At 71.1% G+C, this 20,498-nt stretch carries 19 protein-coding genes and 2 tRNA genes; 7 read left to right on the forward strand and 14 right to left on the reverse strand.

From position 1 onward, the window contains the following. Nucleotides 1-76: 76 nt before the first annotated feature. Nucleotides 77-400, forward strand: a complete 324-nt coding sequence (locus tag AB0F77_RS00130; RefSeq protein WP_361938759.1) for a multidrug efflux SMR transporter — start codon at nt 77-79, stop codon at nt 398-400. A gap of 83 nt (nt 401-483) precedes the next feature. Here the strand turns inward: AB0F77_RS00130 and AB0F77_RS00135 are convergent, their stop codons facing one another. Next, nucleotides 484-1,095, reverse strand: a complete 612-nt coding sequence (locus AB0F77_RS00135) for a TetR/AcrR family transcriptional regulator (RefSeq protein ID WP_361938762.1) — start codon at nt 1,093-1,095, stop codon at nt 484-486. 184 nt (nt 1,096-1,279) lie between these two features. On the opposite strand from AB0F77_RS00135, the gene hisN reads away from it, so the two are divergent. Beyond that, a complete protein-coding gene (gene hisN / locus AB0F77_RS00140; protein WP_361938765.1) occupies nt 1,280-2,080 on the forward strand; it encodes a histidinol-phosphatase in 801 nt (266 codons plus the stop codon). Between the two features lie 149 nt (nt 2,081-2,229). Then, a complete protein-coding gene (locus AB0F77_RS00145; RefSeq protein ID WP_361938768.1) occupies nt 2,230-2,622 on the forward strand; it encodes a CBS domain-containing protein in 393 nt (130 codons plus the stop codon). A 120-nt stretch (nt 2,623-2,742) separates the two neighbouring features. Here AB0F77_RS00145 and AB0F77_RS00150 read toward each other — a convergent pair whose 3' ends face one another. Then, complete coding sequence (locus tag AB0F77_RS00150; protein WP_361938771.1) at nt 2,743-4,197, reverse strand: catalase; 1,455 nt, start codon at nt 4,195-4,197, stop codon at nt 2,743-2,745. Between the two features lie 146 nt (nt 4,198-4,343). On the opposite strand from AB0F77_RS00150, the gene AB0F77_RS00155 reads away from it, so the two are divergent. Beyond that, a complete protein-coding gene (locus tag AB0F77_RS00155) occupies nt 4,344-4,760 on the forward strand; it encodes a Fur family transcriptional regulator (protein ID WP_361938774.1) in 417 nt (138 codons plus the stop codon). A gap of 136 nt (nt 4,761-4,896) precedes the next feature. Here the strand turns inward: AB0F77_RS00155 and AB0F77_RS00160 are convergent. From AB0F77_RS00160 to AB0F77_RS00175, 4 genes are all read right to left on the reverse strand, one after another. After that, nucleotides 4,897-4,970 (reverse strand) — tRNA-Met (locus AB0F77_RS00160). Between the two features lie 185 nt (nt 4,971-5,155). Beyond that, nucleotides 5,156-6,976 (reverse strand): tetratricopeptide repeat protein, encoded by a 1,821-nt coding sequence (locus AB0F77_RS00165; protein ID WP_361938777.1) that lies wholly within the window; start codon nt 6,974-6,976, stop codon nt 5,156-5,158. A 223-nt stretch (nt 6,977-7,199) separates the two neighbouring features. Continuing rightward, nucleotides 7,200-7,273 (reverse strand) — tRNA-Met (locus AB0F77_RS00170). Between the two features lie 55 nt (nt 7,274-7,328). Further along, on the reverse strand, nt 7,329-10,328 hold the full coding sequence (locus AB0F77_RS00175; protein WP_361939631.1) for a UPF0182 family protein: 3,000 nt from the start codon (nt 10,326-10,328) through the stop codon (nt 7,329-7,331). A 173-nt stretch (nt 10,329-10,501) separates the two neighbouring features. Between AB0F77_RS00175 and AB0F77_RS00180 the strand changes: the two genes are divergently transcribed. After that, the gene (locus AB0F77_RS00180; RefSeq protein ID WP_361938781.1) at nt 10,502-11,044 is read left to right on the forward strand and encodes a PPA1309 family protein; all 543 of its coding nucleotides are present in this window, start codon (nt 10,502-10,504) and stop codon (nt 11,042-11,044) included. Nucleotides 11,045-11,125: 81 nt separating this feature from the next. Here the strand turns inward: AB0F77_RS00180 and AB0F77_RS00185 are convergent, their stop codons facing one another. The 4 genes from AB0F77_RS00185 to AB0F77_RS00200 all read right to left on the reverse strand — a co-directional run bounded on the left by AB0F77_RS00185 (nt 11,126) and on the right by AB0F77_RS00200 (nt 14,352). Then, nucleotides 11,126-12,220 carry a PDZ domain-containing protein gene (locus tag AB0F77_RS00185; protein ID WP_361938784.1) on the reverse strand — a complete coding sequence of 365 codons (1,095 nt, stop codon included), beginning with the start codon at nt 12,218-12,220 and terminating at the stop codon, nt 11,126-11,128. 51 nt (nt 12,221-12,271) lie between these two features. Further along, nucleotides 12,272-12,454, reverse strand: a complete 183-nt coding sequence (locus AB0F77_RS00190) for a hypothetical protein (protein WP_361939678.1) — start codon at nt 12,452-12,454, stop codon at nt 12,272-12,274. A 106-nt stretch (nt 12,455-12,560) separates the two neighbouring features. Next, nucleotides 12,561-13,022 (reverse strand): molybdenum cofactor biosynthesis protein MoaE, encoded by a 462-nt coding sequence (locus tag AB0F77_RS00195; protein WP_361938787.1) that lies wholly within the window; start codon nt 13,020-13,022, stop codon nt 12,561-12,563. 217 nt (nt 13,023-13,239) lie between these two features. Then, nucleotides 13,240-14,352, reverse strand: a complete 1,113-nt coding sequence (locus AB0F77_RS00200; protein WP_361938790.1) for an SDR family oxidoreductase — start codon at nt 14,350-14,352, stop codon at nt 13,240-13,242. 192 nt (nt 14,353-14,544) lie between these two features. Between AB0F77_RS00200 and AB0F77_RS00205 the strand changes: the two genes are divergently transcribed. Next, entirely contained in the window at nt 14,545-16,002 is a 1,458-nt protein-coding gene (locus AB0F77_RS00205) for a zinc-dependent metalloprotease (RefSeq protein WP_361938793.1), read from the forward strand. Then, nucleotides 15,999-16,520: an NUDIX hydrolase gene (locus AB0F77_RS00210; protein WP_361938796.1), complete on the forward strand. Its 522-nt coding sequence runs from the start codon at nt 15,999-16,001 to the stop codon at nt 16,518-16,520. The genes AB0F77_RS00205 and AB0F77_RS00210 overlap by 4 nt, the downstream gene beginning before the upstream one ends. A 57-nt stretch (nt 16,521-16,577) precedes the next feature. Here AB0F77_RS00210 and AB0F77_RS00215 read toward each other — a convergent pair whose 3' ends face one another. The 4 genes from AB0F77_RS00215 to AB0F77_RS00230 all read right to left on the reverse strand — a co-directional run bounded on the left by AB0F77_RS00215 (nt 16,578) and on the right by AB0F77_RS00230 (nt 20,481). After that, entirely contained in the window at nt 16,578-17,333 is a 756-nt protein-coding gene (locus AB0F77_RS00215; protein WP_361938799.1) for an AIM24 family protein, read from the reverse strand. A 17-nt stretch (nt 17,334-17,350) separates the two neighbouring features. Then, nucleotides 17,351-18,031 (reverse strand): AIM24 family protein, encoded by a 681-nt coding sequence (locus tag AB0F77_RS00220; protein WP_361938802.1) that lies wholly within the window; start codon nt 18,029-18,031, stop codon nt 17,351-17,353. Nucleotides 18,032-18,042: 11 nt separating this feature from the next. Beyond that, entirely contained in the window at nt 18,043-19,722 is a 1,680-nt protein-coding gene (locus tag AB0F77_RS00225) for a TerD family protein (RefSeq protein WP_361938805.1), read from the reverse strand. A gap of 159 nt (nt 19,723-19,881) precedes the next feature. Next, nucleotides 19,882-20,481: a M48 family metallopeptidase gene (locus AB0F77_RS00230; RefSeq protein ID WP_361938808.1), complete on the reverse strand. Its 600-nt coding sequence runs from the start codon at nt 20,479-20,481 to the stop codon at nt 19,882-19,884. Between the last annotated feature and the right edge of the window lie 17 nt (nt 20,482-20,498).

Raw genomic sequence — 20,498 nt, forward strand, 5'->3', positions numbered from 1 at the left:
CCTCCGCGTTGTTTGCACCGGTGCGGCAGTGGCAAGTGCATAATCGCACCGAGCCGGACATACGGGAGGACAGCACATGGCGTGGCTGCTGGTCATCGTGGCGGGGCTCCTCGAGACCGGATTCGCGGTGTGCCTCAAGCTCTCGCACGGCTTCACCAGGATCTGGCCGACGGTCGCGTTCAGCTGCTTCGCCCTCGGCAGCTTCGGTCTGCTCACCCTGGCGCTGAAGAAGCTGGACGTCGGCCCCGCCTACGCGGTGTGGACCGGCATCGGCGCGGCGGGCACCGCGATCTACGGCATGATCTTCCTCGGCGACCTGGTCTCGACCCTGAAGATCGTGTCGATCAGCCTGGTCATCATCGGCGTGATCGGCCTCCAACTGTCGGGCTCCGCGCACTGACTCCCGCGCGCCCCGGGCCGGTTGTCCTCGGTCCGGTTCGCTTCGGACCGGCTCTCCTCGTCCGGCCGGAACTCCGCGTGCGCTCAGACCGGTTGGCGGTACAGGGCGCCGCGCACCAGGTCCGCGACGCCGCCGTCGGCCGGGGGCGCGGCCACGCAGGACAGGGCGAGGCGCACGACGACTTCGCAGGAGCGGGTCAGGTCGGAGGTGTCGCCGCGGACGACGGTGCCGGGGGCCGAGAGGACGGCGACGGCCCGGTCCCGCACGATCTGGACGAAGTCGCCGGGTGACGGCAGCGGCCCGTCCGCCCGGCGCTGCGCCGGCACGGCGGAGGAGGACGGGACCGCCGACAGGGGCGGCGCGGGCAGGCGATCGTTCCAGAATCCGGTGAGCATGGCGCGGACCAGCGCGCTGTCCCGGGCCGCGGCGGCGGTCCACTCGGCGGCGGCGGTGAGCCGGTCGCGCGGGTCGCTGTAGCCGGTGAGGGCGCGTTCGACGCCCGCGAGGAAGCCGTCGGCCTCGCGTCTGACCAGGGCCCGCGCGAGCCCGTCCTTGCTGCCGAACTCGTTGTAGAGCGTCTGCCGGGACACTCCGGCCGCCGCGGCCACGTCCACCATCCGCACGGCGGACCACGGCCGGCGAGCGAGCGCCGTGTACGCGGCGTCCAAGAGGGATTCCCGGGCACCAGGCATCATCGCCTCCCTGGGGCGAGCAGCTCTGCGCCCAGATTTGACGCCCCCCGACCGACTGTCAAGGCCCCTTGCACCCCCTGGGGGTCACCTTTCGGCCGCGCTCCCGGACGGTCGGCGGCCGCCTCCGCCGGAGGCGCGCGGGGCGCCCTTGTGGCCCCGTGGCCGTCGCGCCCGATAGCGTTTCCGCATGGCCGACTACCTTGATGACCTCCGTCTCGCCCACGTACTCGCGGACGCGGCCGACGCCGCCACCATGGAGCGGTTCAAGGCCCTCGACCTCAAGGTCGAGACCAAGCCGGACATGACCCCCGTGACCGAGGCGGACAAGGCGGCCGAGGAACTCATCCGCGGCCACCTCCAGCGGGCCCGCCCGCGGGACGCGATCCTCGGTGAGGAGTACGGCATCGAGGGCACGGGCCCCCGCCGCTGGGTGATCGACCCGATCGACGGCACGAAGAACTATGTGCGTGGCGTGCCCGTATGGGCCACCCTGATCTCCCTGATGGAGGCGGCCGAGGGCGGCTACCGGCCGGTCGTCGGCCTCGTCTCCGCCCCCGCCCTGGGCCGCCGCTGGTGGGCCGCACAGGGGCACGGGGCGTTCACGGGCCGCAGCCTGACGTCCGCGGGCCGCATCCACGTCTCGGGCGTCGAGCGGCTGGCGGACGCGTCCTTCGCCTACTCCTCGCTGTCCGGCTGGGAGGAGCAGGGCCGCCTCGACGGCTTCCTGGATCTGACCCGCCAGGTGTGGCGCACGCGCGCGTACGGCGACTTCTGGCCGTACATGATGGTCGCCGAGGGCTCGGTCGACATGTGCGCGGAGCCGGAGCTGTCCCTGTGGGACATGGCCGCCAACGCGATCATCGTCACGGAGGCGGGCGGCACGTTCACCGGCCTCGACGGCCGTCCCGGCCCGCACAGCGGCAACGCCGCCGCGTCCAACGGCGCGCTGCACGACGAGTTGCTGGGGTACCTCAACCAGCGCTACTGAGCTCCGCGGGAGGCCCGTGCGCGCCGCCGCGGAGCGGCGCGCGCCCTCTTGTTGACCCTGGCTTTGCCTGCCACTCTGATAGGACCCTCACTTGTGAACTTGTGAATTCCTGCACTAGCTCAGGAATGCGTAGGAGGTGGCACCCGACCATGCTCGTCCGCGACGCCATGACCACGGTGGTCCTCACCATCGGCCCCGCTCACACCCTCCGCCAGGCGGCCGCCCTGATGTCGGCCCGCCGCGTCGGCGCGGCGATCGTCCTCGATCCCGACGCCGGCGGCATCGGCATCCTCACCGAACGCGACGTCCTCAACTCCGTGGGCCTGGGTCAGAACCCGGACACGGAACACGCCCACGCCCACACCACCAACGACGTCGTGTTCGCGGCCCCGACCTGGACCCTGGAGGAGGCGGCCGGCGCGATGGCGCACGGCGGCTTCCGGCACCTGATCGTGCTGGACCGCGGCGAACCCGCCGGGATCGTCTCGGTCCGCGACATCATCCGCTGCTGGGCCCCGGCCCGCCAGCACGTCCCGGCCTGAGCACACCGGAACGCGCCGGCCCGGGGCACACCAGCGGGTACCGGCGAGGGCACACCGGTGGGCCGGGCCCCCGAGGGGACCCGGCCCACCCGCCACGACAAGCGGTCCAGTGCTGGAGTGTCAGCCGCGCAGGGCCTGGACCGCGGCCTCCAGCCGCTTGCCGAAGTCGGCGTCCGCCGTGCGGAAGTTGTCGATCGCCCGCTCGGCGATGTCGTCGCGCGAGACCTTGGCGATGAAGCCGGACAGGTTGTCGATCAGCCGGCCCTTCTCGTCCTCGGACATCAGCCGGTAGAGGTCACCGGCCTGCACGAAGTCGTTGTCCTCGGCGTGCGCCGGCGCCTCGTGGTTGCCGGTGCCGGCCGTGAAGTCCGCGGTCGGCCGCCACAGCGGCCGGTCCGTCTGGAACGGGCCGCCGAAGCTGTTCGGCTCGTAGTTCTTCGCCCCGCCCTGGCGCCCGTCGTAGAGGAAGCCGTCACGGGAGTGGGTGCGCGCCTCGGTGGCGTGCGGACGGTTCACCGGCAGCTGGTCGGCGTTGATGCCGACGCGGTAGCGGTGCGCGTCGCCGTACGCGAACAGGCGGCCCTGGAGCATCTTGTCCGGGGAGGGCCCGATGCCCGGCACGAAGTGCGCGGGGCTGAAGATGCTCTGCTCGACCTCGGCGAAGACGTTCCCCGGGTTGCGGTTCAGCTCCAGCTTGCCGATCTCGATCGGCGGGTAGTCCGCGTGCGGCCACACCTTGGTGAGGTCGAACGGGTTGAAGCGGTAGGCCGCCGCGTCCGCCGCCGGCATGATCTGCACCTGCACGGTCCAGGTCGGGAAGTCACCGCGCTCGATGGCCTCGCGCAGGTCGCGCTGGTGGGAGTCGGGGTCCTCGCCGGCGAGCCCGTTGGCCTCGGCCTGGGTGAGGTTCTTGATCCCCTGGTCGGTCTTGAAGTGGTACTTGACCCAGAAGACCTCGCCGGCCTCGTTGTTCCACTGGTAGGTGTGCGAGCCGTAGCCGTTCATGTGGCGGTACGACGCCGGGATGCCGCGATCGCCGAACAGCCAGGTCACCTGGTGCGTGGACTCGGGCGACAGGCCCCAGAAGTCCCAGACGTTGTCCGCCTCCTGGCTGCCCGTGTACGGGTCGCGCTTCTGCGTGTGGATGAAGTCCGGGAACTTGATGGCGTCCTTGACGAAGAACACCGGGGTGTTGTTGCCGACGAGGTCGTAGTTGCCCTCCTCGGTGTAGAACTTCAGCGCCCAGCCGCGGGGGTCGCGCACGGCGTCCGCGGAGCCCAGGTTGCCGGCCACCGTCGAGAAGCGCAGGAACGTCTCGGTCCGCTTGCCGACCTCGGAGAGGAACGCGGCGCGGGTGTACGGGGTGACGTCCGCGGTCACCGTGAAGGTGCCGTAGGCCCCGGCGCCGCGGGCGTGCACCACGCGCTCCGGGATGCGCTCCCGGTTGAAGTGGGCCAGCTTCTCCAGGAGGAGCTGGTCCTGCACGAGCACAGGGCCGCCGACGCCCGCGGTCTCGCTGTTCTGGTTGTCGGCGACCGGAGCACCGGCCTCCGTGGTGAGCGGTCCCTGCGTCACGTGCGCCTCCTGAGGTCACTTCAGACCAAATCTGTTACTTGGCCAGAGCCATAGCTGATCCTACATTGGACTTAATCCAAGTCAAGCTGGACTCCAAAGTCACACCTGTTCGGAGTAAGGCCGCGTGAGCTGGTAGTCTTGGACGTATGAGTGACCTTCTGGAGCGACTGCGCGGACGTGGATGGCGGATGACCGCGCAGCGGCGCGTCGTGGCCGAGGTCCTCGACGGCGAGCATGTGCACCTCACGGCCGACGAGGTCCATGCGCGGGCCGTCGCCAAGCTGCCCGAGATCTCCCGGGCCACCGTCTACAACACGCTGGGCGAGCTGGTCACCCTGGGCGAGGTCCTGGAGGTGGCCACGGACAAGCGCGCGAAGCGGTACGACCCGAACGCGCACCGTCCGCACCACCACCTGGTCTGCGCCCGCTGCGGCTCGATCCGGGACGTCCACCCGACGGGGAACCCGCTCGCCGACCTCCCCGACACCGAACGCTTCGGCTTCACGGTCTCGGACGTCGAGGTCACCTACCGCGGCCTGTGCCCGGACTGCGCCGCCGCGTAGACGAACGCACCGAAGCCCCCCGCGCCTCACCTTCCGGGCGCGGGGGGCTTTTTTCGCGCACCCACCGCACGAACACCCGGGGACACAAACACCGAGGGCCGGAACCCATCTCTGGATTCCGGCCCTCGGCCTTCAGTAGCGGGGACAGGATTTGAACCTGCGACCTCTGGGTTATGAGCCCAGCGAGCTACCGAGCTGCTCCACCCCGCGTCGATGAACGCAACATTACGTCAGCGACGCGACAAGAGGCAAATCAATAAGAAACCCCAGCTCACGACGGAGCCGGAGGCGGTCACCGCGCCCGAGACGCACGCCCCCACCCACCCCTGTCGGTCACTTCTCTCCCTACCGAGACGGGTGGGTGGGTGGGAAAGATCGTCGCCCCAAGCGGAGCGTCACGCCGACAGTTCCTCCCGCAGCGCGTCCCGCAGCCTCTCCGCCCGCCCGGAGACCTCCGCCGGTCCGAGCGTCACCGCCCGCTCGGCCCACCGCTGCCCCTCGACGAGCTCCCCACGACGCGCGTACACGAGGGCGAGCCGCAACGCCGCCCGCCCGTGCCCCGCGTCAGCGGCCCGCGTCCACCACACCGCCGCCTCCGGCTCGCTCCCCTCCCGCGCCAGCAGCAGCCCCAGATTGAACGCCCCGTTCCGCGACCCGGCCTCCGCCGCCGCCCGGTACCACCGCGCCGCCTCCACGACGTCGCCCCGCGCCGCCGCGAGCATCCCCACCCGCACCTGCGCCCGCCGGTGCCCCTGCGTAGCCGCCCGCTCGTACCACTCCTCGCACTCCGTCTTCGTGTGCAGCGACTCCCCGAGCTCGTGCTCGGAGACCGGGGGCCGCCGGGAGTCGAGCACGGTGGCCAGCCGGTACGCCGCCTCCGCGTTCCCGGCCCCCGCCGCGCGCCGCAGGTGCCGCTCCGCCGCCAGCTCGTCCCGCTCCCGCAACCGCGCGATCCCGACCTGCAGCGCCGCCTCGGTGTGCCCGGCCGCCGCCGCCCGCTCGTAGCAGCGCAGCGCCACCGCGTGCTCGCCCCGCCCGGCGTAGAGGATGCCGAGGTTGAACGCGGCGTCCACGCTCCCCGCCTCCGCCGCCTTGGAGAACCACGGCTCCGCCCCGGACGTGTCGCCGACCTGGAGCAGCAGGATCGCCAGCGCGTTGGCCGCCTCCCGGTGCCCGGCGTACGCCGCCCGCCGGTACCACTGCTCGGCCTGTGCGATCCGCCCCTGCTCGGCACAGAGCAGCCCCAGGTTGTACGCCCCGTTGTCGTCCCCGGCGGTCAGCGCGGCCCGGTACCACCGCTCGGCGGTCTGCGGCTCGCCGCGCTCGGCGTGCAGCGCGCCCAGCGCGTTCGCGGCGTTGCCGTCCCCGTCCTGGGCGGCCCTGAGCCACCACACGGCCGCGCTCTCGGTGTCCCCGGCGTCGCGCAGCAGGAACCCGAGCGCACAGGCGGCCCGCGCCTCACCGTCCTTGGCTGAGGTCAGATACCAGCGCCCGGCCTCCTTCAGCTCGCCCCGCCGCTCCAGGATCGCCCCGAGGTGCAGCGCGGCCCGCCGGTGCCCGCGCGCGGCGGCCTGCCGGTACCACTGCTCGGCCTCCACGGGCGCCGCCCCCTCGTACGCCTCGGTCCCGGCACCCCGGTCGAGCGCCCGCGCGAGCCGGTACGCCGCCTCCCGGTGCCCCCGCTCGGCGGCGGCCCGCATCCACTGCTCGGCGGCGGAGTCCCCGCGGTGCTCCAGCAGGTCGGCAAGGGCGTACGCGCCCAGCGCATGCCCTTGTTCTGCGGACTGGCGCAGCCAGTACTCGGCGGCCGGTTCGTCCCCGCGCTCCCGGTGGTGGCGGCCCAGGGCGTGCGCGGCGGGCGCGGAACCGGCGACGGCGGCGATCCGCCACCAGCCGGCGGCCTCCTCGGGATAGCCCCGCTGGTGCAGCAGGACACCGAGGTTGTTGGCGGCGGCGCGGTCACCGGCGGCGGTGGCGGCACGCAGATGGGGTTCGGCTCCGTCGAGGTCGCCGCGGCGCAGCAGCATGGCCCCGACGACGCTCATCGCCTCGGTGTCGCCCGCCTCGGCGGCGAGTCTCTGGCGTGCCTCCTCGGCGGCATCGCCCGTTTCGTCCTGGTCCGAAGTCTGCGCAAAACCGAAAGAGAGCGCATTGCCGGAAGGCTGCGCAAAACGCCCTGTCTCCAACAGACTTGCCTTGTCCCCCATAACGTCCATCGTCGCACCACCCGCAACCTCGGTACACCCGGTATACCGCAGCCCGGGAGGTCACTTCAGCGTTTTGTCGACATGCCCACAGAACGACAAGTCAAACACGGGAGCACCAACTCCCCACGGCGGCGCGGCGACCCACACGGCCGGTACATGCGTTCGTCGCCCGTCCGTCGCCCGCACACCACGAAGGCCCGGATCCCTGGAGGATCCGGGCCTTCGCGATCAGTAGCGGGGACAGGATTTGAACCTGCGACCTCTGGGTTATGAGCCCAGCGAGCTACCGAGCTGCTCCACCCCGCGCCGTTGTGTGCCAACCGTATCACGGCGCGGGGTGGTGTTGATCAACGACGGCGGATCATCCGCCGTCCCCGCCCGGACTCCCGCTCGGGCTCGGGCTGTTGCCGGGGCTGGGGCTGCCGCCCTGACCGGGGCTCTTGCCCGCGCTCGGGGTGCCCGCCTTGTCGCCGTTCTTGCCGCCGGCGGACTTGTCGGCCGCGGCCTGGGCGTCCTCGGCCCGCTTGAGCGCGGCCTCCAGGTCGCTCTGCGCCTTGGCGTACGCCTCCCAGTCGGGCTTCTTCAGCGCCTCCTGACCGGCGTCGAACGCCTTCTGCGCGTCCTTCAGCGCCTGCTGAACGGTCGGATTGCTGCTGGTCGGGGGCGGGTTGTCCGTCCCGGTGTCCCCCGGTGGCGTACCGGTGTCGGCGGCTGTCCCGAAGACCTTGTCGAGCGCCTCGTCCAGCGTGTTCTCGAACGCCGTGGTGCCGCCGTACGTCACGAGCACCTTACGCAGCAGGGGGTACTTGAGGCCGCCGCCGCGGACGTAGACCGGCTCCGCGTAGAGCAGGCCCCCGTCGAGGGGAACGGTCAGCAGATTGCCGTACTCGATCTCGGAGTCGCCGCCTCTGATGAGCCGGACGAACTCGGCGATGTTCTGCTGCGAGTTGGAGTTGAACTGGCTCTGCACCTGTTTGGGACCGTCGACGGTTCTGCTCGTCGGCAGCTTCAGGATTCTGATCTGCCCGTAGTCGCTGGTGCCGGCCTCGGAGTCGACGGCCATGAACGCGCTCAGGTTGTCACGGCCGTTGGGCGTGAACGTCGTCGTCAGCGAGAACGCCTGCGCCTTCTGGTCGGGCATCTTCATGCTGAGGTAGTACGGCGGCACCGCGTTGCCCGACTTGTTGGTCGGGTCGTCGGGCACCTGCCACACCTCGCTGCCGGTGAGGAACGTCTGCGCGTCCGTGACGTGGTAGCGGGTGAGCAGTTCACGCTGGACCTTGTAGAGGTCCTGCGGGTACCGGAGGTGGGACATCAGCGCGGACGAGATGTCGCTCTTCGGCTCGACCGTGCCCGGGAACGCCTTCATCCAGGTCTTGAGGACCGGGTCCTTGGTGTCCCACTGGTAGAGCTTGACCTGGCCGGTGTACGCGTCGACGGTCGCCTTCACCGAGTTGCGGATGTAGTTGACCTGGTTCTGCTGGGCCACCACCGCGCGTGAGTTGTTCGCCGCGGTCAGCGAGTCCGCCGTCGTGTCGCCGAGCGTCGTGCGCGACGAGTACGGGTAGCCGTTCGACGTCGTGTAGGCGTCGACGATCCACTGGATACGGCCGTCCACGACCGCCGGATAGGCGTCGCCGTCGATGGTCAGCCACGGGGCGACCGCCTCGACGCGCTCCTTGGGCGTGCGGTTGTAGAGGATCCGCGAACCCTCGCCGATCGCGCCGGAGTAGAGGATCTGCGGCTCGTTGAACGCCACCGCGTACGCGGCCCGGTTGATCGGGCTGGCCAGGTTGACGCCGCTCTTGCCCTGGTAGCTGGTGGTCTTCTCACCGTTGTCGTCGGAGTAGTCGATCTCCTTCTGGGGACCGCCGACGATCGAGTACTCGGTGGTCTTCTCGCCGTAGTAGACCTGCTGCTGGTACGTCCCCAGGTCGCCCGACGACGGCAGGTCGGACTCGGTGAAGACGGGCGTGCCGTTCTTGGCGTCGGACTCGGTGCCCTTCGCCGCGACCACGCCGTACCCGTGGGTGTAGCGGAAGTGGTCGTTGATCCAGTTCTTCTTGGGGATGCCGTCGAGGTTCAGCTCGCGCAGACCGATGACCGTGTCCTGGACCTTGCCGTCCTTGGTGTAGCGGTCGACGTCCAGGTTGGTCGGGAACGAGTAGTAGTTCTTCATCTGCTGGAGCTGCTGGAACGTCGGCGAGACGATGTTCGGATCCATGATCCGGATGCTCGCCGCCCTGTCGACGTCGTCACGCAGCTGCGTCTTGTCCGCCGCCGCGCTCTTGCCCTCGTACTCCGAGACCTTGGCGTCCGCGATGCCGTACGCCTCGCGCGTGGCCTTGATGTTCTTCTCGACGTACGGCGCTTCCTTGGCCTGCTCGTTGGGCTGGACCTGGAACTTCTGGACGATCGCCGGGTACAGGCCGCCGATGAGGATGGCGGAGAGCACCATCAGGCCGAAGCCGATGACGGGCAGCTGCCAGGTGCGCCGCCACAGGGTGGCGAAGAACAGCAGGGCGCAGATGACCGCGATGCAGAACAGGATGGTCTTCGCGGGCAGATAGGCGTTCGCGTCGACGTAGCGCAGGCCCGTCCAGTTGCCGGTGGCCTTGAAGTCGCTGGACTTCACCGCCAGCCCGTACCGGTCGAGCCAGTAGGCGACCGCCTTCAGGGCGACGAAGACGCCGATCAGCACCGACAGATGCCCGGTGGCCGCGGCCGTGGCGCGCGCGCCGGGGCTGGTGACGCGCAGCCCGCCGTACAGGTAGTGCGTCAGGGCGGCGGCGATCACCGACAGGATCGCGGCGGCGAAGCCGAACCCGAGCAGGAAGCGGTACCAGGGCAGGTCGAAGGCGTAGAAGGAGACGTCCAGATGGAACTGGGGGTCCTTCTCGTGGAAGGGCACGCCGTTGACCCACATCAGCCAGGTCCGCCACTGGCTCGACGCGGACGCGCCGGCGATCAGCCCCACCAGGGCGGTGATGCCGAACAGCATCCACTTCTTGTACGGCGCGATGCCCATGCGGTAGCGGTCGAGGCTCTGCTGCTCCATGGACATGGCGCTCAGCGGCGGCCGCATCCGGTGGGCGAGCCAGATGTTGAAGCCGACCGCGGCCGCCATGAGCAGGCCGAAGACGAAGAAGAGGCCGATCTTGGTCCACAACGTGGTGGTGAACACCGACGAGTAGTGCACCGACCGGTACCACAGCCAGTCCGTCCAGAAGCCCGCGAACATGGTGAACGCCATGCCGAGGACGGCGAGGACGCCCAGTGTCATGAGCAGGGTCCGGACGCGCCGGGACGGTCGTCCCGTTCTGATCCGTGGCCCCGTCGGGCCTCCGCCGCGGTCCGGCATCTGGAAAGCCAAGGTGCCACCTCGAAGTTCGCTGTTGGTTCGCTGTCGTTGCGTCAGGCCCCGGATTCCGTGGACCGTACGGTGAGCCCCGTGATCGGGGCCCACACCTATGCAACTTACTCACCGTTTACTCGGTTCCCGATTCCGCCCATGAACGAGGCAGGATTGTGACCATGTCCAACACTCCCATGGCAGCGAACCCCCTCACCCGGGCCGTACTCGAGATCGACGAGTACGTCTCCGGCCTCGGCTGGGACCAGCCCGCTCGCCTCTTCGCCCTCGTAGACACCGCCCGGCTGCGGACCCAGGAACCCTCGCTCGCGGCCCAGCTCGGCCTGGAGGGCGAGTCCGAGACCTCGGGTCTCACCCCGATCGAGCAGGACGAGATCCCCGCGGACAAGCCGCTCGACGAGTTCCTCGGCACCATCGCCTGGCCCGACGCGGTCGTCGGCTGCGCGCTCACGGTGGAGCGGCTGATGCTGCCGCCGTCCGCCGAGTCCCAGGTTCCGGACGGTCTCGACGAGGCAGGGCTGGCGAAGTGGGTGGCGAACCACCCCGAGCGCCAGGAGGTCCGTATGACGGTCGCCGTCCTGCGTGACGGTGCCCGCGACGCGGCCCTGCGGCTGCGCGAGAAGGACACCCCGACCGAGGTCCTCACGGGCCCGGACCTGGTGCCGGGCCTCGCGGAGGCGCTCACGGCGACCTTCGAGGACTGAGCCCTTCCCGCACCCCGTACAACGGCGCTGGGGCGCCCCCGGTTCCCGGAGGGCGCCCCAGCCGTGTCACGGACCGTGTGTTCAGCTCGTCGTGCACTTCGGCAGGGCCGCGGTGTCCCCGGAGCGGATGTCCTTGAGGGCGTCCAGGGCGTCGCCGATCGTCTTCACCTTGACCAGGGTCAGCCCGCCCGGGGTGTCCTCGGCGGCGGCCGCGCAGTTGTCCGCGGGGGTCAGGAAGTACTTGGCCCCCTTGCTGCGCGCGCCGACGGTCTTCATCTCGACGCCGCCGATCGGGCCGACGGTGCCGTCGTCGTCGATGGTGCCGGTGCCGGCGACGAACTTGCCACCGGTGAGGTTGCCCGGGGTGAGCTTGTCGTAGATGCCGAGCGAGAACATCAGGCCGGCGCTCGGGCCGCCGACGTCGGCGAGCTTGATGTCGATGCTGAACGGGAAGGTGTGGTCGGTCCCGGCGGAGATGCCGACGATGGCGCGCTTGGCGCCGGAGTCGTCGGAGGCGGCGGTGGTGATCCGCACCTCGCGCGTCGCGGTCGGCGTCCGGTTCTCCTTCTCGGCGGCGGCCTGCTCCTTCGCCGGGATGATCGTGAACACGACGGGCTGGCCGGGCTTGTGCTTGGTGACCAGCTTGGCGACGTCGGCGGGCTGCTTCACGGCCGTGCCGTCCACCGTCTTGATCACGTCGCCGGCGTGCAGCCGGCCCTGCGCCGGTGAGTCCTTGACGACGGTGGAGACGATCACCCATGACTTCACCGGGATGCCCAGCTCCTTCAGGGCGGCGACCTTGGCGCTCTCCTGGGACTGGCTGAACTCCTCGGCGTTCTCCTGGGTGGACTGCTCCTCGGTCTTCCCGTCGGGGTAGAGCGTGTCGTGCGGCACGATCTTGTTGTCGTGCGAGAGCCAGCCGTAGACGGCCTCGACGATGTTCATCCGGTAGTCGGCGCTGGTGACGCGGACGGTCGTCATGTTGAGGTGCCCGGACGTGGCGTACGTCTTGTGCCCGGAGATCTGCAGCACCGGCTCACCACCGTGCTCGGCGAGTGTGTTCACCGTGGGCCCCGGGGACATCTCCGCGTACGGCACGGGGATGAGCACTCCCGCGCACAGGAGCGCGATCAGCATCAAGGTGGAGGCGAGCATCGTCGCGGTGCGGCGTGGCATGGGGTCGACAGTACGGGACGTGTCTGTCAGCACACCGTCAGGGCACCCCCGTCAGGTGCGGGAGGGGGGCTTCTCCATGGCGGCGCGGAAACGGGCGTAGCCGTCCAGCTCGGGGCCGTCGCCGCGGATCTTGCGGGTCCGGTTGGCCCAGCCGCCCCACAGGCCCGCGCCTATCGCGGCGATCAGCGGAATCATCAACCAGGCGAGCACCGCCATGCCGACCTCCCGTCCCATGCGCGCCCTGCGCGTCGGCGACTGACTGATCAGCAGATTAGCCAGTCGCACTGACAACGCTCACGGCAGGGGTGCGGTTACGCAACCGGGATTCCGGCGTCGGACGTCAGCAGGCGCCGACCCATTCCTCGGTGCCGTCGGAGAACGTCTGGTGCTTCCAGATGGGAACTTCGTGCTTGAGGTCGTCGATCAGCTTCCGGCACGCCTCGAACGCCTCTCCGCGGTGCGGACACGACACCGCGACGACGACCGCGAGATCCCCGACCCGCAGATCCCCCACACGGTGGACGGCGGCCAGCGCGCGGACGGGATGTTCGGCGACGACCTTCTCGGCGACGCGCCGCAGCTCGGCCTCGGCGGTGGGGTGGCTGGAGTAGGACAGCCGGTCCACGTCCGCACCGGAGTCGTGGTTGCGCACGGTGCCGACGAACAGGGCGGTGCCGCCCGCCGCGTCGTCGCCCACGGCCTTGAACACCTCGTCGACGGAGAGCGGGGTCTCCCGGATGCCGAGCAGCACGATGGGCTCCTGCGCGGCCTGCTCACCGGGATGTTCACGAGTGGGTGCCATGCCCCCATCGTGCCCCACACCCCCGACATCCCGGAATACCGCTCACGCGCGGGAACGATCACGGCCCCCACGCAACCCACGGAGCCGGACTCACGACCCCTCGCGACCACTCTCGACCAACCGAGTCGGGTGGTGGATGGGCCAGGGACGGGGGTCCGGGGGCGCAGCCCCCGCGAGGCCGCCTGCGACGAGGGGCGCCCGAACCACCGGCCGAACGTCAGATGCGGCGCCGAGCCTTCCGCGCGCGTCGCACCACCGCCGCCGCCCCGAGCAACGCGACCGTCGCCCCCGCGGCCCCCGCAGCCGTCGCGTCCTTCCGCCCCAGCCGCCGCCCGGCGACCGTGTGCCGCCCCGAGACCTCCTCCAGCAGCTCGGCGAGGACCTCCTCGTTGGTCCACCTGGGCCGCCACCCGGCGTCGTGCAGCCGGCTCCCGCTGACCACCCAGGGGTACATCGTGTAGGCGAGGTCCCCCGCGGGCGACGGCGTGAGCCCGATCCGGTGCAGCCTGGCCGCCGCGCCCAGCGCGACCGCCGACGGCAGTTCCATCCGCCGGATCCCGCTCAGCTCCTCGACCTCCTCCTGCTCCAGCCACCCGTCGCAGCCCACGGCGAGTTCCCCGTCGACCTTCTCCAGCACGGCGTACTCCAGCGCCCCGCACAGATCCTCGACGTGGCAGAACTGCCATGCGGGCCGCGACCCGGCGACGACGAGCAGACGCGGGGACTCGAAGTACCTGGTCAGTGCCGTGTCGGTGCCCCCGACGAGCACCGCCGGACGCACCACGGTGACGTTCAGTCCCGGATGCGCCCGCGGCGCCCGTCGCGCCAGCCGCTCGATCTCCAGCAGGTCCCCCACGCCCGTGGCCTCCGCCGTGGCGCGCAGCTCCGCGTCCTCCGACAGCGGCAGCTCGTTGTCCGGCAGCGCCCCGTAGACCATCGCGGAGGTGCACAGCACCACCCGGTGCACCCCGGCAGCCGCCGCGGCGGTCAGCACGGTCTGCGTCCCCCGTACGTTGTAGGCCGTTCGGGCGGCCGGGTCCGTCTCCAGATCGAGGTCCAGCGCCAGGTGCACCACCACGTCCGCGCCTCGCAGCCGCTCCGCGATCGCCGGATCCCGCACGTCGAGGACGTGCCACTGGGCCGCCGTGCACTCCCCGCGCCGCTCGTCGATGGCGACGACCCGCTTGATCTCCCCGGACGCGGCCAGCCTCTCCGTGAGCAGCGCGCCGATGCCGCGCGCGGCGCCGGTGACCGCGACGACGGGCCCGCGGGTCGCGGGTGGGGTTGAATGGTTTCGCGCTGCGCGAACCTGAGGGTCTGGGGAACTCACCGGGCGTCTCCAGAGGTTGTCTTCAGTACGGGCGCGTGTGACGCGTACGTACCAGGTGGCATCCATCCTGCCGCAGGCCGAGAGTCGGCGAAGCACCGAGGCCCGATCGGGTCCTGGTGTCTACGCTGGGTGGTGTTGTCGGGCAGCCGCGCCGCCGGAGAGAACCGGTGGCCTTACCAGCCGAGGAATCCCGTGAGTGACACCCCATTCGGATTCGGCCTTCCGCCGGAGGAGCCGGACGACGGCGACGAGGGCAAGAAGAAGGACCAGGAGAGCGGTGGTGGGCAGGGACCGGCCAACCCGTTCGGTTTCGGAGCGCCCGGAGCCGGCGGCTTCGGCGGCCCCGGCGCCGACAATCCGCTCGCAGCCATGTTCGGTTCGCTGAACCCCACCGACCTGGGCGCCGCGTTCCAGCAGCTCGGCCAGATGCTCTCCTACGAGGGCGGCCCGGTGAACTGGGACATGGCCAAGCAGATCGCCCGCCAGACGGTCTCCCAGGGCACCCCTGACGGCGTCAAGGACGCGAGCGTCGGCCCCGCCGAGCGCACCGCCGTCCAGGAGGCCGTGCGCCTCGCCGACCTGTGGCTGGACGACGCGACGTCCCTGCCGTCCGGCGCGGGCTCCGCCGTGGCGTGGTCCCGCGCGGAGTGGGTCGAGGCCACTCTTCCTGCCTGGAAGGAGCTGGTCGACCCGGTCGCCGAGCGTGTCGGCGCGGCCATGGGCGACGTCCTGCCGGAGGAGATGCAGGCCATGGCGGGCCCGCTGATCGGCATGATGCGCTCGATGGGCGGCGCCATGTTCGGCACGCAGATCGGGCAGGCCGTCGGTGTGCTCGCGGGCGAGGTCGTCGGCTCGACCGACATCGGCCTGCCGCTCGGCCCCGCCGGCCGGGCCGCGCTGCTGCCGGCCAATGTCGAGTCCTTCGGCAAGGACCTGGGCGTCCCGAAGGAGGAGGTGCGGCTGTACCTCGCCCTGCGCGAGGCCGCCCACCAGCGCCTGTTCTCGCACGTGCCGTGGCTGCGCTCGCACCTGTTCGGCGCGGTCGACGGGTACGCGCGCGGGATCAAGGTCGACACGGCCAAGCTGGAGGACGTGGTCGGCCAGTTCGACCCGCAGAACCCGGAACAGCTCCAGGACGCCCTTCAGCAGGGCATGTTCCAGCCGGAGGACACGCCCGAGCAGAAGGCCGCCCTGGCGCGGCTGGAGACGGCTCTGGCGCTCGTCGAGGGCTGGGTCGACGCGGTGGTCCACGCGGCCGCGAAGCCGCGTCTGTCGTCCGCCGACGCGCTGCGCGAGACGCTGCGCCGCCGCCGCGCGACAGGCGGTCCCGCGGAGCAGACGTTCGCCACGCTGATCGGTCTGGAGCTGCGCCCACGCCGTCTGCGGGACGCCTCCCGGCTGTGGGCCTCGCTCACGGACGCGCGCGGTGTGGACGGCCGGGACGCCCTGTGGGCCCACCCGGACATGCTGCCGACGGCCACCGACCTGGACGACCCGGACGGCTTCGTGCACCGCGAGCAGCTCGACTTCTCCGAGCTGGACAAGCTGCTGGGCGAGGCGGCGGACGGTTCCGCCGGCAAGCCGGACCTGCGCAAGAAGGACCAGGACGGCCGGGCCGACGAGGGCGACAAGGGCGACGACACCGAGTGAGCCTGTACGACGACACGGTCCTCGTGCTGAAGGGCTACGAGGACCAGGACGAGCTGCGCCAGGCGTACCTGGACCACCTCGCGGCGCACCCGGACGGGGTCTGGAAGGCGTGCGGGGCCGGTCATGTCACGGCGAGCGCCCTGGTGATCGACCCCGCGCGCGGCCGGGTGCTGCTGACCCTGCACAAGAAGCTGCGCATGTGGCTCCAGATGGGCGGGCACTGCGAGCCGGGCGATCCGACGCTCGCGGCGGCGGCCCTGCGGGAGGCGACGGAGGAGTCCGGCATCGCGGGTCTGACCCTGCTCCCGGGCGGTCCGGTGCGACTGGACCGGCATCCGATCCCGCCGCCGTGCCACTGGCACTTCGACGTCGAGTACGCCGCGCTGGCGCCCCCGGACGCGGAGCACACGGTCAGTGACGAGTCCCTGGACGTGCGCTGGTTCCCGTACGACGAGGTGGCGGACGTCGCGGACGACTCGGTCGTACGGCTGCTGAAGGCCACGCTCGCCCGGCTGTGACGGTGGTGCGGGGCGCCCACCCCGGGCGGACGCCCCGCACGTCGCTTTCCCGGACGCTCAGCTCCAGACGTTGCCCTGGTTCTGTCCCCGCGCCCCGTGCTGGCCCATGCCGAACTGCGCGGCGAGGCCCTGGCCGATCTGGGCGTGCTGCGGCGGCAGCAACTCGCTGGGCTGGACGAGCGCGTAGCCGCTGCCCATGAAGCTCAGCTCCCAGCCCTCTCCGGTGTTGCCTCGCCGCCGCCACACCCCGGAGGAGTGCGTCTGTGCCTGCATCTGCACCCGCAGACCGGTCGACCAGGCGACGATCGCGTCGGCGTCACAGTTGACGTACTTGTCGGGCGTGACCTGCATCATCAGCGGGGCGCCCGAGGTCATCAGGGCGACCTTGCCCTGCCCGGTGATGTTGAGCTGGTACTTCCCGGACCCCGAGATGCCGTACAGGCTGTCGACGGCGACGACCTCGTGGTGCAGCGAGGAGTCCATGGCGAGGACGTAGGCGCTGTCGACGGTGAGGCCGTCCGGCTCGACGTCGACGACATGGACGTACTGCGCGAGGTTGGCGAGGTAGACCGTGCCCTGCCCGTGGCAGCGCATGAGGTCCAGGCCCTCTCCCGTGTACGCCCGCGCGCGGGACTGGCTGTTGCTGCGGTACTCGGCGTCGAACTCGACGAGGCCCTGGTAGGCGACCATGGTGCCCTTGCGGGCGAGGAGGTCGTCGTGGCCTGCGAGGGTGATCCGCAGCATCTGCTTGTTCTGCAGGCTCCAGCGTTCCTGGGTCTGCTGGTCGTTGAAGGCGAAAAGCGGGCTCTGCATGGCTCTCTGGCTCCCCCTCAGCCCCGGACCCGGAGGCGGTCGGTGCTGTCCTCGCTGGGCTGGACGACGACGATGCCCTGGCCGGAGAAGGCCATCTGGTACGCCTCGCCGCTGCCCCGGCCGATCAGTGACTGCGCCTTGAAGCTGCGCTTGCCCTTCACCTTGAGGTTCGGGGACCAGGCGACGAGCGCGTCCGGGTCGACGTAGGTCTCGTCCTCGCCGCCGCCGCAGTCGACGACGATCGGCTTGCCCCGGGAGGTCAGCGCGACCCAGCCCTGTCCGGAGATCCTGGTGTTCCACAGGCCCTGCCCGGCGAACTTCGCCAGTCCCTTGACCCGTTCGACGCCCCAGGTGAGGTGGGCGTCGAAGGCGAGCAGGTTGGTGGCGTTGACCGAGATGCCGTCGCCGTTGAGGTTGATGACGACCACGTTCGCGCCGTAGTCGGCGAGGTAGAGCAGGCCGTCGCCGGAGCACTTCATCAGGGGCGCGCCCTCGCCGGTGGCCCAGTCGCGGGCGATCTGGCGCACGGCCGGCGGGTTGGGCTCGTACTGGATGAAGCCCTCGTAGGCGACCATCGACCCCACGCGCGCGAGGAGGTCGTTCCCGGTCTGCATGGCGACCTTCAGCATGTGGTCGCCGTGGTTGTCCATGCGGGCGGCGACGGGTGCGGGGGCGTAGCCCGCGAGCGGCTGGTTCATGACGGGCTCCCTCAGACCTCGTACGGCTGGACGACGATGAAGTTGCCGGGCGCTCCCCGGAACTGGAGGTTGATGCTCTCCCCGGTGTCGCCCGGGTAGGCGTTGCGGCGCATGCGGACCTGGCTGGAGACGATCACCTGGGAGGCCGCCGACCAGGCGACGACCGCGTTGCAGTCGGCGAAGGTGGTGGGCGTGACGGGCAGGACGACGGGCGTGCCGTGCGTCTTGACGACGACCGTGCCGGTGCCCTGGAACTGCATGGTGAACAGGGCGCCCCCGGGGATGCCGTGTCCCTCGATGCGGCGGACCTCGTACTGGAGGCTCTCGTCGAAGGCGAGGACGTTCTCGGCGGAGACGCAGATCGCGTCGCCCTGGAGCTCGACGGGGTGGAGGTGCGTGGCCTCCTCGGCGAGGAAGACCTGGCCCTGGCCGGTGCAGCGCATCAGCTGCATCTCCTGGCCGGTGGCGTTGCCCACGATCCGTCCGGCGAACCCGGCGCCCTTGTAGCTGAAGTCGACCTTGCCCTGGTAGAGCACCATGCTGCCCTGCCGGGCGAGCACCGGCTGGCCGCCGATGCCGAGGTCGACACGGATCAGCTTGGAGTTCTGCTGGGTCCAGCGCTGGCCGGTGGGCGTCTCCTTGAACTTCTGGAGCGCGGCGCCCACTCCGGCGCCCTGGGGCGCTCCCTGAGGCACGCCGTAGCCGGGGGTCTGCTGGCCGGGGACCTGTCCGAACGGCGGCTGCTGGCCGTATCCGGGAGGCGCGGGCGGCTGGCCGTAGCCGGCCGGCGGCGCCGGGGGCTGGCCGTAACCGGGGGGCATGGGTGCGCTCGGGGCGCCGGGCTGGCCGCCGTACGACTGCTGGGGCTGCCCGTAGGGCGCGGGTGCGGGGGCCGGGGGCGGCACCTGGCCGCCGGGCGGCGGGGTGAGGGGCGCGATGACGGTCGGCGCGCCGTGCATGGTGGGGGCGGGTGCCGGGGGCGCGGGGGCTCCCGGTGGCGGTGCGAAGCCCTGGACGGCGGGTGCGGGCGGCGGGGTGGGGGCGGTCGGAGCCGCGGGAGCCGCCGGGGCGCCGAAGGCGGGCGGGGCGGCGGACCGGGCGGGCGGGGCGAAGCCCGGAGCGGTACCGGCCGGCTGCTGCTGCGGGGCGGGCGCGGGCTCCTCCTCCGCCACCTCGCCGCCGAAGTTCTTCAGCAGCGCTTCGAGGCCGCCGTCGAAGCCCTGTCCGACGGCCGCGAACCGCCAGACGTCCTTGAGGTAGAAGTCGCCGAGCATGACGGCGCGCTCGGTGGAGAACTCCGCGCCGCTGAAGGGGTACCGGGCCACCTCCTCGCCGCCGGCCACGATGCGCAGGTATCCGGGGCCGACCTGTGACATCTGCCCGGCGCCGTCGACGGTCGCGGTGAAGGACAGCTTCTGGATCCGCGGCGGGATCCGGTCGAGCGTGATCCGGAAGGACTCGGTGTCGCCCGCCTGGGCGCCCAGCAGCTGGATGGACTCCTCGGGGGACTTCGGCTGGTTGAAGAACACGAAGTACCGGTCGTCCGAGAGACGTTCGTCGGCGTCCAGTCCGAAGCAGCTGATGTCGAAGGTCAGTCCGGGCGCGGAGATCTGTACGCCTACGTACAGATCCGTGCCCGCCGTGAGGTCACTGATCCGGGCCTTGTGGCCGCGTTGGAATTCCCTGGCCATGCGTAACGACCGTCCCCCATCCCGATGTGAGTGCGTCGCGTCAGGCTAACGGCTAACTCCGACATCGGACCAAGTCGGTACAGACCCGGTACACAACCGTTCAGCGGCCCCGAGAACGGCACCCGACGCGGTGTGGCGGACGGTGTCCGGCCGCGGCGGTCATTCGTCGTCCGCCTCGAACGGCGGTGGCAACCGGTCGGCCGCAACCACTCCTTCGAGGTAGCCGCGGGCCCGTTCGGTGCGCGGATACGCGTCGAGCAGTTGCCAGAACCGGGGGCCGTGGCCCGGCACCAGCAGATGCGCGAGTTCGTGGCAGAGCACGTAGTCGACGACGTACTCGGGCATGCCCTGGAGCCGGTGCGAGAGCCGGATGCTGCCCTCGGCCGGGGTGCAGGAGCCCCAGCGGGTGTTCTGGTTGGTGACCCAGCGCACCGAGGCGGGCCGGGCCCGGCCGTCGAAGTACTGGGCGGAGAGCCGCGCGGCACGCTCGGCGAGTTCGCTGTCGCCGCCCAGCGACCGTTTGCTCTCCTGGGCGGCCAGCTTGTCGAGCATGACGGTCACCCAGCGCTGCTCCTCCGCCTCGGACATCCGGGCGGGGATGAGCACGATGGTGCGATCGCCCTCGCGGTACGCGGAGACCGTCCGGCGGCGCCGGGAACTCCTGCGGACCTCGATCGCGCTCGCCCCGGAGCCGCTCTGCGGCTGGCTCGTCGTACTGCGCTGTGTCTTTCCGGCGCGGTGCAGTGGGTCGGCGGGCACGCCCCGACGTTACCCGG

Source organism: Streptomyces sp. NPDC026672 (assembly GCF_040638185.1).
Lineage (GTDB): Bacteria > Actinomycetota > Actinomycetes > Streptomycetales > Streptomycetaceae > Streptomyces.